Annotated in this window: 12 protein-coding genes; 9 read left to right on the top strand and 3 right to left on the bottom strand. The window is 65.5% G+C overall.

Going from position 1 to position 12,983, the window contains the following annotated elements; genetic code table 11:
* Nucleotides 1-20: 20 nt before the first annotated feature.
* Genes dpdA through EES42_RS46865 form a run of 3 tightly spaced genes read right to left on the bottom strand, consistent with a single transcriptional unit; the run spans nt 21 to nt 2,931 of the window.
* Nucleotides 21-1,241 carry a tRNA-guanine transglycosylase DpdA gene (gene dpdA, locus EES42_RS38165; RefSeq protein WP_124722789.1) on the bottom strand — a complete coding sequence of 407 codons (1,221 nt, stop codon included), beginning with the start codon at nt 1,239-1,241 and terminating at the stop codon, nt 21-23.
* Nucleotides 1,238-2,371 carry a DGQHR domain-containing protein DpdB gene (dbpB, locus tag EES42_RS38160; RefSeq protein WP_018551862.1) on the bottom strand — a complete coding sequence of 378 codons (1,134 nt, stop codon included), beginning with the start codon at nt 2,369-2,371 and terminating at the stop codon, nt 1,238-1,240. The genes dpdA and dbpB overlap by 4 nt, the downstream gene beginning before the upstream one ends.
* Nucleotides 2,371-2,931 (bottom strand): hypothetical protein, encoded by a 561-nt coding sequence (locus EES42_RS46865; protein ID WP_241196861.1) that lies wholly within the window; start codon nt 2,929-2,931, stop codon nt 2,371-2,373. The genes dbpB and EES42_RS46865 overlap by 1 nt, the downstream gene beginning before the upstream one ends.
* Before the next feature lie 456 nt (nt 2,932-3,387).
* On the opposite strand from EES42_RS46865, the gene queC reads away from it, so the two are divergent.
* The 9 genes from queC to EES42_RS38110 all read left to right on the top strand — a co-directional run bounded on the left by queC (nt 3,388) and on the right by EES42_RS38110 (nt 12,931).
* Nucleotides 3,388-4,083: a 7-cyano-7-deazaguanine synthase QueC gene (gene queC / locus EES42_RS38150; protein WP_071339525.1), complete on the top strand. Its 696-nt coding sequence runs from the start codon at nt 3,388-3,390 to the stop codon at nt 4,081-4,083.
* 2 nt (nt 4,084-4,085) lie between these two features.
* Nucleotides 4,086-4,721, top strand: a complete 636-nt coding sequence (gene queE / locus EES42_RS38145) for a 7-carboxy-7-deazaguanine synthase (protein ID WP_124722787.1) — start codon at nt 4,086-4,088, stop codon at nt 4,719-4,721.
* Nucleotides 4,721-5,077: a 6-carboxytetrahydropterin synthase QueD gene (gene queD / locus EES42_RS38140; protein WP_018551858.1), complete on the top strand. Its 357-nt coding sequence runs from the start codon at nt 4,721-4,723 to the stop codon at nt 5,075-5,077. Before queE ends, queD begins: the two co-directional genes overlap by 1 nt.
* A 3-nt stretch (nt 5,078-5,080) precedes the next feature.
* Nucleotides 5,081-5,857, top strand: coding sequence for a GTP cyclohydrolase, FolE2/MptA family (locus tag EES42_RS38135; RefSeq protein ID WP_124722786.1), 777 nt, complete (start codon nt 5,081-5,083; stop codon nt 5,855-5,857).
* A 491-nt stretch (nt 5,858-6,348) separates the two neighbouring features.
* Complete coding sequence (locus tag EES42_RS38130) at nt 6,349-6,780, top strand: hypothetical protein (protein WP_124722785.1); 432 nt, start codon at nt 6,349-6,351, stop codon at nt 6,778-6,780.
* A gap of 369 nt (nt 6,781-7,149) precedes the next feature.
* Nucleotides 7,150-8,373, top strand: coding sequence for a hypothetical protein (locus EES42_RS38125; protein WP_124722784.1), 1,224 nt, complete (start codon nt 7,150-7,152; stop codon nt 8,371-8,373).
* Nucleotides 8,374-8,689: 316 nt separating this feature from the next.
* Nucleotides 8,690-11,464 carry a cyclophane-containing RiPP biosynthesis TPR protein HaaT gene (gene haaT / locus EES42_RS38120; RefSeq protein ID WP_206433797.1) on the top strand — a complete coding sequence of 925 codons (2,775 nt, stop codon included), beginning with the start codon at nt 8,690-8,692 and terminating at the stop codon, nt 11,462-11,464.
* 107 nt (nt 11,465-11,571) lie between these two features.
* Nucleotides 11,572-11,766 (top strand): HaaA family cyclophane-containing RiPP peptide, encoded by a 195-nt coding sequence (gene haaA / locus EES42_RS47745; protein WP_124722783.1) that lies wholly within the window; start codon nt 11,572-11,574, stop codon nt 11,764-11,766.
* 13 nt (nt 11,767-11,779) lie between these two features.
* Nucleotides 11,780-12,931: an FxsB family cyclophane-forming radical SAM/SPASM peptide maturase gene (locus EES42_RS38110; protein WP_124722782.1), complete on the top strand. Its 1,152-nt coding sequence runs from the start codon at nt 11,780-11,782 to the stop codon at nt 12,929-12,931.
* Nucleotides 12,932-12,983 lie beyond the last annotated feature (52 nt).

Raw genomic sequence — 12,983 nt, 5'->3', positions numbered from 1 at the left:
TAAAAAGTAGAGGGCGGATCTTACCCGAAGGTGAGTGATCGCATTTTCGCTTCGAGCACGGTCAAATTATGGAATCCGCGACGCTTGTTTCGCTCACTCCCCCGGAATATCACGATCTCAATTCCATGCTTCTCGCACAGGGCGCAGGGACAGATGCGCCAGGGCGCATCGCTCAGGGTGCGCTCGTACACTTCGAGGTAGCTTTTCTTTTTCGGCCCGAGTACGAGGGATTCGTAGGTTCCGAGGGCAGTCAGGACCTCCTCTATGGACGTTTCCTCGCGATCGAATTCGCGCAGGGCGCGCAGGCTGGCTCGCTCGGCGGTGATTGCTTCTGCCTGCGACACGTTCCCGGACAGGATGAGCCGCTTGAGGGCGGGGTTTCCGTCGACTTGGGGGACCCTGATGGCCGTGTAGGAGTCGGTGGCCGAGTGGTAGTTATTGCGGTCATCCATGAAGGCCTGACGGAAGGCGGAGGTACTGTCGAAACTGGTCACGCCGTGGCGGGCGAACTGTTCCATGCTGTCCACCCGGTTGATGCCGAGGAGATGCAGTCCTGTTCCCGGGGAGCGAATGTCGTCGATGGCGCGCAGACAGGAGAGGATTTCGTGCGATTTGAGGGGAACCATGCCGCCCAGTGCGATGCGCCGGTAACCCATCTTCTGCAACTGCTTCACGCTGTGCGCGTAGCTTTGCGGGCCCCATCCCTGTGCTGCACCGACCGGTTCGAAGTGCGCGCCTGATTTTCGTGTTGCGGTAATGAATTCTTCGGCAAGTTCCAGGGAGATTTGCTGCCGGGTGACCCAGGCATCTTCGGGCTGCTTATCAGACTCTTCGGGAATATATCCGAAGATAATGTGGTCGATACTAATTCCCGCATCGAATCCACAACGGCCGTAGAAGTCCATTACTTCATCCACCTCGTAAGGCGGACGCTCTTCGTCTATATAGTTGAAGGCGCCACAGTCACCGATGGTGGCACAGGCTTCGGGGAGACGGAAGAAATTTCTCACGCCCAGCCGGTAGAAACGCTCGCGCTGCGGGGATGAGTATTTTCCCGAGCCTTTCACGGATCCGTCGACGACCGCCTTGCTGACGAGGATCCCGTCGTAGGGGATCGGCGTCACAACCTGGTGAGCGTAGACGTCGTCCCGTTGGCGCACTCGGTAGGGCGAGTACTCGTCGTTGACGAAGTCGTAGGTGGGGCTCACCAGGTCCTGACTGTCAGGAAAATAGAATTTCACGCGGCTTTTGCCTTTTCCTGCACATAGATACGGAGGAGGTAGTTCGACAGGGTGCTGATGTGGCGCGGGTTGTTCTGGAGTTCGTTCCAAGGGATGTTCAGGTCCGGCCAGCGCCCGTCGGTCCAACGGCAGTGCGGTGCGACTAGTGCGAGTTCGGCCCGTGCCTGCTCGAGCGCATGGGGGGATGCAGGGGGGATGGCCATCATTACGCGGTCCATGAGACGCCCCATGGAGCGGATGCCCACTCCGTGCATCAGCCGACTCCGAGTCGCCGGCAGGCCCCACGCTTCCGGGAAGGTGTCCCGGACGGCATTCCAATAGATGACAAGAATCTGCCGGATGGTGGCGGTGTCGACGGTGCCGTTGGACAGATTTTTGTAGGGGAAGAAAACACCCGAAGGGGAGTTGAGGGATTCCTGTATGGCCGTGGTGAGGCTGTTGTCGGTGACGACAGCCTCCGCTTTCTGCTCGGCCGTGGTGGAAGGGCGGCGCACCAACCCGTGGAAGGGCGAATCCTTGTCCTGATTGAGGGCTTCGACCAGGACCGAGGGGAGTTTCCTGGCGGACAGTTTGGTCGGCAGCACCGTGCCGACTTCGGGAAGCAGTTCGGTGACGAGGTTGGTCGGCAGCGGGGAGACCGTGTTCACGCGCAGGAACTGGTCTCGCTGGGTTTCCAGGTCTTCGGCGACAAACCCGGCGATGGTCACGGCCAGGCGGGTGTTGCGGGTGCGGGCCAGAGCGAGGCTGCGCTGCTGGCCGTCGACGATCCAGGCCGGCCGGGGGGCATCGGGGGAATCGGGCAGAGGGATCTCCAGCGTCCCGGAGGTACACAGGCCGTCGCTGCTGCTGGGGCCGGGGCTGGACTTGAACCGCACACTGGAGGGCAAGGCGAGGATCAGTCCGTTGGGAAAGAGGACCTCGTCACTGTCGAGATACTCCAGGATCTGCTTGACGTGCTGCTTTTTCTCGGGGCGCTGGTAGCCGATGAGCCTGCCGGCCTCGTCCCGGGAGATCCGCGCGACGTCGGCGACCTGGTGCACCTCTTCTGCCGCCAACGTGAACACATACAGCGGGATCGTGGGGTGCTGCTCGATCCGCAGGGCCCGACGCTTAAGCACAGTGAAAGTCATCAGCGGCCAATCGTTGATGTGTACAGGTCTGCGAAGCGCTTCTGTTCACAGGCCATCCCCTTGTCTCTGAAGAGACGCAGCAGACGAGTGCGGGAGGAGTCGGGGTGGAGGGCCTTCATCTCTTTGATGAAGGCGATCACCAGCTCGTCCGACATAGGTGTGCGTGCGTAACGTTCGGGCCGGGCCGCCTGAGAGGCCCAGGCATCCCAACGCGCCTGCGCCTCAGGGCTGATGAGGCGGCCCGGCGTGCAGTGCTCGAGCCAGGAGGCTGCCATGCGGTTGTTCAAGCTGGTGAGGGTTCCGCCGAGGGCCTGCCGCAGGGCGGCATTGGCCGGCACACGCAGCACCCCGTCCAGATCGCAGGCGCCCCCGATCAGCACCACCTCGGCGTCGGCGGCCGCGAGCCCGCGCAAGTCCCGCTGCATGGCCTGGGCGTAGGTCTCCGACAGCACCACCAGTGCCCGTCCGGCGGCCGTGGCGATCTTAGACAGATCGCTGGTGCCGTCCAGGTGCTGCAGGTGATCCCACCACCGGGATGCTTCAGGACTGGAGAAAGCCACGGAATCTGCGTGTCGTGGTACGAAAGTCGCTGCATACGACGGCGCCAGGCTGGAGACTTGCCGTAGGCCCAGGCCGGCCGAGGCTACATAGAGACGAGGGACAAACCCTGCTCGAGCTGCGGCGTCGGTGAGAGCGAGCGCACGCCGCCACTGATCCCCCTGGTAGAGGTCCTGCAGTTTCGCCTGCCAGCCCTGGACTGCCTGCAGGCGGCGTGCCCATTCCGCGGCTCGCTGCGGCAGGTCGCCGCTGGGCAGGGTGCGGGCTTGCAGGTCCGCGGGGGGTGGTGAGGCCTTCCGGTCCGTGCACGTGACCACGATGGGCAACTCGTTCACTGCGACTCGACCCCTGGCTTCCGTAACTCGATTTTTGTTGTGGTTACTGTAGCCGGTAGTTAGGGGGGTAGGCTGCACCTGCCTCAACTGAGGAAACTGGACTGCAGATAGGGGAGTGACAGCATGGACCGTCCCGCGATCGTGTTGCTGAGCGGCGGCCTGGACTCGACCACGGTGCTGGCCATCGCCAAGGACCAGGGATTCACTCCCTACGCGCTTAGTTTCCGCTACGGCCAGCGGCACAGCATCGAGTTGGAGGCGGCTCAGCGCGTGGCGCAGACCCAGGGCGTGGCCCGGCACGTCATTGCCGACATCGATCTGCGGGTCTTCGGCGGCTCTGCCCTGACCTCAGACATCGAGGTGCCCAAGCACGAGACGCTGGAGGACGTCGAGGAGGGTGGGGTGCCGATCACGTATGTGCCGGCCCGCAACACGATCTTCCTCTCGTTCGCACTGGCGTTCGCCGAGACGGTCGGTGCAAGCGACATCTTCACCGGGGTCACAGCCGTGGACTACAGCGGCTACCCCGACTGCCGCCCCGAGTACATGGAGGCCTTCGCCACGATGGCCAACCTGGCCACCCGGGCCGGGGTAGAAGGAACCTCCAAGATCACCCTGCATTCCCCCCTGATCGCGCTGTCCAAGGCCGACATCGTGCGCGAGGGCCTGCGACTGGGCGTGGACTACTCCCTTACTTCCTCCTGCTACGACCCCGACGAGCAGGGGCGGGCCTGCGGAAAGTGCGACACCTGCCTGCTGCGCCTGAAGGGCTTCGCTGAAGCCGGCGTGAAGGACCCCGTCCGATACCAGAGCGCCTGAGCATGACCTATCTGATCAAGGAAATCTTCTACACCCTGCAGGGGGAAGGCAGCCACGCAGGGCGTCCGGCAGTCTTCTGCCGCTTCTCCCGCTGCAACCTGTGGACGGGCCGGGAACAGGACAGGGCCCGCGCCATCTGCCAGTTCTGCGACACCGACTTCGTCGGCACCGACGGTGAAGGTGGCGGCCGCTTTCGCACCCCGCAGGACCTGGCCGATGCCGTGGAGGCCGCCTGGCCCACGACCGATCGAGCCCACCGGTTCGTGGTATGCACCGGCGGAGAGCCCCTGCTGCAACTGGATGAGGAAGCCATCGAGGCTCTGCACGAGCGCGGCTTCGAAGTCGCAGTGGAAACCAACGGCACTCGCCCGGCCCCACGAGGAATCGACTGGCTGTGCGTCAGCCCCAAGATCGGCTCCACTCTGGTCCTCACCCAGGGTGACGAACTGAAACTGGTCTACCCGCAGGCCGGCGGTGACCCCGCCCAGTTCGAAGAACTGGACTTCCGGCACTTCAGGCTGCAACCGCTGGATGACGCTCACCGTGAGACCCATACCCGTGCCACCGTCGAATACTGCATGAAGAACCCGCGCTGGACTCTCTCCCTCCAGACGCACAAGTATCTGGGAATTCAGTAATGGAAATCTTTCGCGAGTTCACCTTCGAAGCAGCGCACCGCCTGCCGCGCGTACCTGAGGGCCACAAGTGTGCCCGCCTCCACGGCCACTCCTACAAGGTGATCGTGCACGTCGAAGCCCCCGTCGATGCAGAACTGGGCTGGGTGATGGACTTCGGCGACATCAAGCGGGCCTTCAAGCCCATCGATGCTCAACTCGACCACTACTACCTGAACGACATCGAAGGCCTGGACAACCCCACCAGCGAGAACCTGGCCCGCTGGATCTGGGACCGGCTGATCGGCGAACTTCCCGCACTGTCCGAGATCACCGTGCGGGAAACCTGCACCTCCGGTTGCACCTATCGAGGCGTGTAAGGCATGCACGACATCCAAAACGAAGCCGACCGCCGCGGCATTTCCATCGACGAGGTGGGCATCAGCGGCCTGCGTTACCCCCTCACCTTCGACGACGGCTACACCCGGCAGCAGGGCATTGCTGACATCAGCGTCACCGTCGGCCTGCAAGCCGACCGGCGCGGCACCCACATGAGCCGCATGATCGCGCTCGTGCACGAGGAAGTCGCCACGCTGACCCCGCAGGAGTTTCCCATCGCCCTCAAGCGTGGCCTCGCCCTGCTCGATGCACCGGCTCTCACCCTCACTCTGACCCTGCCCATCGCCACCACTGTCACCGCCCCCGCCAGCCAGCGGGAATCCTGGCAGGCCCACGACGTCACCGTCACCGGACGCATCACCGCTTCCGGATGCGCTGTCACCACCTCGGTGACCACGCACGTCACCAGCCTGTGCCCCTGCTCCAAAGCCATCTCCGACTACGGCGCCCACAACCAGCGCAGCGAGATCACCCTGGAGATCACCGGCACCGACGACACCCCTTATCCCCTGCCCGTCCACGAGATCATCCAGTTGCTGCGCGCCACTGGCTCCGCTCCCGTCATCCCGCTTATCAAGCGGCCCGATGAACGCGTCGTCACCATGCAGGCCTACGACCACCCCGCCTTCGTCGAAGACATCATCCGGGACATAAGTCTCACCTGCCGAGACAAAGGGCTCACCCACACCGTTGCGGCGAAGAACCTGGAAAGCATCCACAGCCACGACGCCATCGCGACCCTCACCTACAACCACTCCTGACCCGCCACAGGCAGCCCCGGCCACCACCACGAAACGATCAATGTGGCGACTCTCCGTCCGGGTCTAACCAACCAACGGTCCGGTCACCGCCAGGGCGAGAAGCCAACCCCCGTGCACGAATCCAGCCTGAGCAGCGCCCCTCGCACGCCCGAGCATGCCCGGCCCCGCGCCCGCCGTCTCGCGTCCTGCCGTGTGCGGCACGCACACGGCGCGCGGCGGGGCCGCCGGCAGAAGCCAGGAGCTTGCGCTACATGAATCGCTCCGGTCAGATGAAGGCTCAATCGGCAGCCTGCTCGGCGATCGCATGTTGACCACATTGGTGGTCGACCTTGGCCGCCCTTCCATCAGGTCACTCAGGGGGACGCACCTCAGCCCGGCCCTCCCTGCATGACAGTTCACCCGTCCGACGCCCAGATATTGCTACTCAAGTAGCAACGTCTCAAGATTGGGGCATGCCGTCCTCCACTGCCCCTTGGGTCCCATGGCCCCGCTTGGACCGTCGCACCTACCTCCTCCTGCTGGACGACCAGCGTCGGCTCCTTCTGTGCGGCGGATGCTGCGGCGGCTGGACCGTCCCCCAGGTGCGCATGACATCCAGCGCCAACTTCCTGGAGTCAGCCACCCGGTTCCTGCAGGAGCGATTCAAAGTGGCGGCTCCACGCTATGGATCGGTGTATGGCATCCGGCAGTCACGCACCGGTGAAGACTGGGAGTTCGACCGAGCCACGGCTACGCGGGTCTTCATCGTCCGCATCAGCGACGGCGAAGGGTCGGCAATTGAGAAGCAGTCGGTCACACACGCCCGATGGAGTATCGAGGAACTGCAACGGCGAAGAAGGGAAATTTCCCCAGAGGGGATCGTCTTACTGGTCACCGGTTACGTCGAAGGATGGATTCCCGATGGCCCCATCACTCTCCACTGAGAGTGGCGCCGCAGCGCCGGCCGACACGCCCTGGTCAGCGATCTGCTTACCTGCGGGCCATCACGAGGATCCCATCTGTGTGACCGGCGAGATCGGGCCCTGGGCAGATAGCGGCGCACCCTACATCGAGTTCGCTGACCACGGGCATCCTAGCTCCGGAGCATTCAGTGCATTGGGTGTCTTCCTCCTCTGAGGCAGGCGGCCTGAAACAGGGCGTTTATTGGCTCTTCGCAGTTGAGGGTGTAGCCGAAGGGCGTGCGGTGCGCGCGTCGGTGGCTGGCTAGGGGTCGACGTCTTCCGATGATGGAGGCTCTTGCACTGCTCACCCCAACTACCCTCAACTACGAGGAGTCACTACAGGAGCGGGCGATGGATAACGAGATTCAGCTGATCAGTGACGGCGATGGACTTGCGGTCATCGGGAACCCGACAGATGTCGAGCGCTTCCTCGCCTCAGAGGGACTGTTGTCGTTGTCGAAGGACCTCGGATTGCAAAGGCTCGGACCTCTCCTCCGTGCCGGGGCTGGAGTCGCACAGGCAGGTTCTCAAATTGCCGCCAACTCAGGTCGCTGGGTGAAGCTGACCGAGGAGTCCGCGCAGCTTGTCAAGAAGTTCGGGCTGATGGAAAGCAAGACGCCAGGCGTCAGCTATGCGATGGCGGGGAAGCCGGGCTCAATCAAGTCATGGCTCCAGATCGCGAAGGGGACCGGCTCGCTCCTGACCAACCCGGCGATTCTTGCTGGTGCCGCGGGGATTATGGCGCAGCTCGCGAGGCAGCATGAGATGAGCGAGATCAAGAGCTATCTCGCGACGATCGACAAGAAGGTCGACGACATGCTCCGCGCTCAGAAGGATGCTGAGTTGGCGAAGGTGTTCGGAGCGGGCCTCGACATCGAGTCCGCCATGACCGTTCTGGAACGGACGGGTCGGGTCGACGACGATACGTGGTCGACCGTGCAGGCCAGGACCCATACGATCACGGACGCCCTGGGGTGGGCGCTGGGTCGACTCGACGCACTCGCGGAGAGGGTGGAGAGCACGACCAAGATCGGTGATCTCGCCAAGATGGCCAAGGAAGCAGAGTCCGAGGTTCAGGAGTTGCTCGCCGTTGTGGCTCGTTGCTTCGAACTGCAAGACGCGCTCGACGTGCTGCGACTGGAGCGGGTGCTGGACGAGTCTCCGGACGAGCTGGACGGGCGTCGGCTCGTGCTGAAGGATGACCGGCAGAAGCGGCGGGAACTCATTTCACAGAAGATTGAGCACCTGATGGCACGCATGGATGCGGCTGCCGACACGGCCAACTCGAATGTGCTGCTGCACTTGCCCGCGCATCGGGCTGTGGTGGGCTCGATCAACCATGTCGGCATCGCCGTCGATAACTTCCACAGGCCGCTCGGAATCGAGTCTGGTCGACATTCATTGGAGGCGACACGATGGTGGGACGCGGCCCGAGACTCGACGCAATTGAAGAACGCCGCCGCAGAGGCGGGACGCAAAGCAGCCATAGGAGCGGGTGTGGCGGTCGTGGGGGCTGCGGGGGTCTGGGCGAGCCGCGCCGCCCTTGCCTGCGAAGAACGCGGCGAAGAGGAGTGAGCGAGCGCCGGCCGCCAGCCGTGTGGGCTCTCGGGTTGGACTGGACAAGTGAGTCTCTCCCGCTGGGTATGCCTCGACGGGCTCGACCCAGCTCGACGATCGCCGCACGCCCCACGGCTACACCCTCAACTGCGAAGAGCCCGTTTATTGGCGTGGAGGCGGCCTTGACCAAGGTCCTCCATAGCTGATGCGCTTGGCGAGTTGGGGCGTCGGACTCGGGGGGCTTCGTGGTCAGGGCTGTTCTAGGTTCGATGTGTCGTGCCCGTGGTAGCAAGACGGATTCGGTCTTTCCGCTCGGTGGACGGGCGGCCTGCGCATGAGGCTCCGGCGGGGGATCACGATCGGCGTCGTGGCAGCCGGGGGCGCCGTGACAACGATGCTCGTGGGACTCGTCACGAACGCGGTGTCCGAGTCGGAGTGGCCAGGCTGGTTGGGGTGGTTACAGCGGCATGCCTGGTTCTCGTTCGCAGTGCTGGGTGGGGCCACGGTCGGGCTGACCATGCTGCTCGCCGCGCTGTCGGAGACCCGCACGCCCCTGCGGTCCCCTGAGCCGCATCAGCTGGGGAACGGGTCGGAACCTCCAGGGGCCGCCCTGGTGCTGCGGTCGCTGCCACGCGACACCGTGGCGTTCACCGACCGGAGCGCCGAACTCGAGGCGCTGGTCCGGTCCGTGAGGATCTCGCAGGAGAGCGGCTCGGCGCTGCCCGTGCATGTGATCGACGGAATGCCGGGGGTCGGCAAAACAACGTTCGCCGTGCACGCCGGCCATGTGCTGTCGGAACGATTCCCGGACGGGCAGCTGTTCGTGAACCTCAACGGGCACACGACGGGGCGCGCGCCGGTGCAGGCCACCGAGGCGCTGGCTTCGTTGCTGGCCGCGACCGGGGTGCCTGTGCAGCGGATTCCCGTCGGCGACGACGTGGGCGCGGTTGCCGAGGCGCGGGCGGCCATGTGGCGGAGTCGGCTCGCGGACAAGAAGGCGCTACTCATCCTCGACAACGCGGCCAGCTATCGCCAGTTTGAGCCTCTGCTCCCGGGCGGGAGCGGCTGTCTCGTGCTGGTGACCAGCCGGAAGCGGCTGGCGGCGTACGAGGAGGTGGTCCTGCCTGTGGCGGCGTTGCCGCCGGAGCACTCGGTCGACCTCTTCGTACGCCTCAGCGGGCGGCCGGCGGACTCGCTCGACCATGCCGTGCTCGCGGAGATGGTGGGACTGTGCGGGTATTTGCCACTGGGGGTTTCGTTGCTCGCAGCGCGGCTGCGCCATCATCCGTCGTGGAGCGCCGAGGACCTGCGGGCGCGGCTGGTGGCGGCACGGGACCGGCTGGGAGAACTCCGGGCCGGGGAGCGCGCAGTTGCCGCGACGTTCGACCTGTCCCACCGGGACCTCGCGCCGGAGCGGCAGCGCTTCTTCCAGCGTCTCGGCTTCTACCCTGGTACCGACCTCGATGCCTATGCCGGTGCCGCGCTCGGCTCAGTCTCGGTGGCCGCGGCGCGCGAGCAACTCGACGCGCTCTACGACGCCCATCTGATCGACGAACACCCTGGAAGCCGTTATCGGCTTCATGACCTCTTACGCGACTACGCCCGCGGTCTCGCCGACGAGGGAGGCACCATGGAACAAGTTCAGGCCGTTCAGCGCGTGTGCACCTACTACTTGGCCGCCCTCGCTGTCGCGAACGGACACATCCTTCGCGGTGGCGCTGCCACACCGGCGCCACCAGGCGTCGCCGCACAGGTGGAGACGCCGCCCATGGAGTCGCGTACGGAGGCCCTGGGCTGGCTGGAGAACGAGCGTGCGAACGTCCTTGCCTGCATCCGGCGGGCTAACAGCCTCGCGCTGCATGAACTGGTCATCCGTATGGCCGCGGCCATGGCCCCCTTCCTTCGGCAGGCCGGCCCGTGGGACCAGGCCGTCAGCCTTCACCGCACGGCCGTCGAGGCCGCCCGGCACACCGGCGACCGGCGCGCGCTGGCTAGCGCGCTCGCCGAGGTCGGAGTCGTACGGCGCTTCATGGCCGCCTACCCTGAGGCGATCGAGGCCCTGAACGAGGCGGTGACGGAGTACGAGGCGGTCGGCGAGCGACGCGGCAAGGCGGACGCTCTGAACCAGGCGGGCATCGTCTCTTACATGATCGCGGACAACGACGCCGCGGCCCGCTCCCAGACCGAGGCCCTCGCCCTCTACCGCGACATCGGCGACCGGCTCGGCCAGGCGAACGCACTCGCAGACCTCGGCATGGTGCGCCGGCAGACAAGCCAGTTCGACGTGGCGGTGGAGGAGCAGACCGAGGCCCTGTCGATCTATCGCGAGCTGGGTGACCGCTACGGAGAGGCCAACTCGCTGCGGGACCTGGGCATCGTGCACTGCCTCATGGGTGAGTATGAGCTGGCCACGCGGCGGCACCGTCAGGCGTTCGACATCTATCAGGAGCTCGACGACCGGGTCCACCAGGCGTACGCCCTCAACGAGCTCGGCGTCGTACAGCGGCTGACCGGCGACCTACCCGGGGCACGGGAGGCCCATGCCCAGGCGCTGGAGCACTACACCGAGCTCGGCGAGCGGTTCGGGCGCGCGAACAGCGTCCGCCACCTCGGGGTGCTGGACCGCATGGAAGGGAACGTCACCGAGGCGATCCGTATGTTGGAGGACGCCCTGGGTTCGTACCGCGATCTCGGTAGCCGTGGCGGCGAGGCCGCCTCGCTGGGCGAGTTGGGTGTGGCGCACGGAATCGTCGCGGAGCAGGACCACGCTGTCGAGGCGTTCCAGCAGAGCCTGGAGATTTTGCGGGAGCACGGCGACCGGTGCGGGGAGGCTGAGGTCCTGAACCACTGGGGGATGCTGCTGCACGCTTCTGGTGACTGGGCCGTCTCTCGGGAATATTTCGAGCAGGCGCTGGGGTTGGCTCGGGATATCCGCTGTCCGTTGGAGCAGGCGCGGGCGCTGGAAGGGATCGGACGCTGCGACTGGATGGCAGACGGACCCGCGCAGGCTGAGGGCTCGCTGAGCGAAGCACTTGCCGTGTACCGGCGGTTGGGCGCGAACGGGGCCGCCGACACTCTCGAGCGGCTGCTTGCGTCGCAGGCGGGGTGAGCCGAGCTTGTGGCCGGATTGGGTATGCCATCGTAGGTAGTGGGACTGCTACGTTGCGGGCCGATCTGCCGACTCAACCGCCGTCGCACTGTTACGAGGAGCGTTGAATGCTGTCACGCACGTCCGTTCCCACGCCGCACGCCCCGGTGACGCCCGTGGCCCCGGAACCCACGCAGAGCTCGGTTGTCCTGGACCGCGTCGCCGCCCGTGTACGGCAGCGACTGGCAGCCGAGCGGACCGCGGCGAACAGTACAGGCGAAGGTGGTCACCAGGCTTCACTGATCTGGACCTGGCCCCTGTGAGCTCTCCCGCTCGATGACGCCGCGCGAGAACATCGCTCCCTTTCGGTCCTTCATTCTCAAGGTCGCCAATCGCTGCAACATCGACTGCGACTACTGCTACGTCTTCAACTCCGCGGACCAGGCGTGGCAGCGTCTACCCGCCCGGATGAGTGTGGATGTTGCCCAGGCTGCCGGGCGGAGGATCGGTGAGCACGCCGTGGCGCACGGCCTGCCGGGCGCGCATGTCGTTCTGCACGGTGGAGAGCCCCTACTCGCCGGCCCCCGGCACATGGCTGACCTGCTCGGCGTCGTACGGGAAAGTGTTCCGGCCGGTGTGGAGGTACGTTTCGAGCTCCAGACCAACGGGACGCTTCTCACGGAGCCGTGGCTGGACCTCTTCGAGCGGTACGAGGTTGTCGTGGGCGTCAGCCTCGACGGGCCGCCGTCCGCGAACGATCGGCATCGGCTGACCCATGCCTCCCGGTCGAGCGCCGCCTCGGCCGTACGCGGCATCGACCTCCTGCGGTCCCGACCCCACCTGTTCGCAGGAGTGCTCGCCGTTGTGGACCTGGCCAACGACCCGGTCGAGGTCCACGACTACCTGGCGTCGTTCGAGCCTCCGGTGATCGACTTCGGTCTGCCGCACGGGACGCACGACGAGCCACCGCACCGCGGCGATCCGAGCGTGCCCGAGTACGGGGTGTGGATGAGCCGCGTCTACGACGCCTGGCTTGCCCGGCCCGAAGACAGGCACGGCATACGGATGCTGGAGGACATCGTGGCGCTCAGCTCCGGCGTGCGCGGCTCGGTGGAATCCCTGGGTCTGGCCCCGCCGACGAGTGTCGTGATCGAGTCCGACGGCACGATCGAGGGCGTGGACACCCTGCGGTCCGTCGAGGAAGGCGCCTCCTGGCTGGGGCTCGACGTCTTCAGGCAGTCCTTCGACGAGGTCCTTCACCATCCAAAGCTCCTGCACCGGCAGTACGGGAAGGCCGCGCTCGCTGAACAGTGCCAGAGCTGCCCTCTGGTGGAGGTGTGCGGCGGAGGCTACCTCCCCCATCGCTTCAGCACCGCCCGTGGCTACCAGAATCCCTCCGTCTACTGCGCAGACCTGGAGTACCTCATCCGGCATGTCCAGGACTCCCTACGCTGGCACGGCTGGGACCCGGCGGCCCCGCCCCCGTAGCCATGAGCCGTGCCGCCACGGCAGGATCACGCGTTGGAACGAGCGAGTGAAG

This window comes from Streptomyces sp. ADI95-17, assembly GCF_003846175.1.
GTDB classification, from domain to species: Bacteria; Actinomycetota; Actinomycetes; order Streptomycetales; family Streptomycetaceae; genus Streptomyces; species Streptomyces sanglieri.
This window is presented reverse-complemented; position numbering and strand designations above follow the sequence as displayed.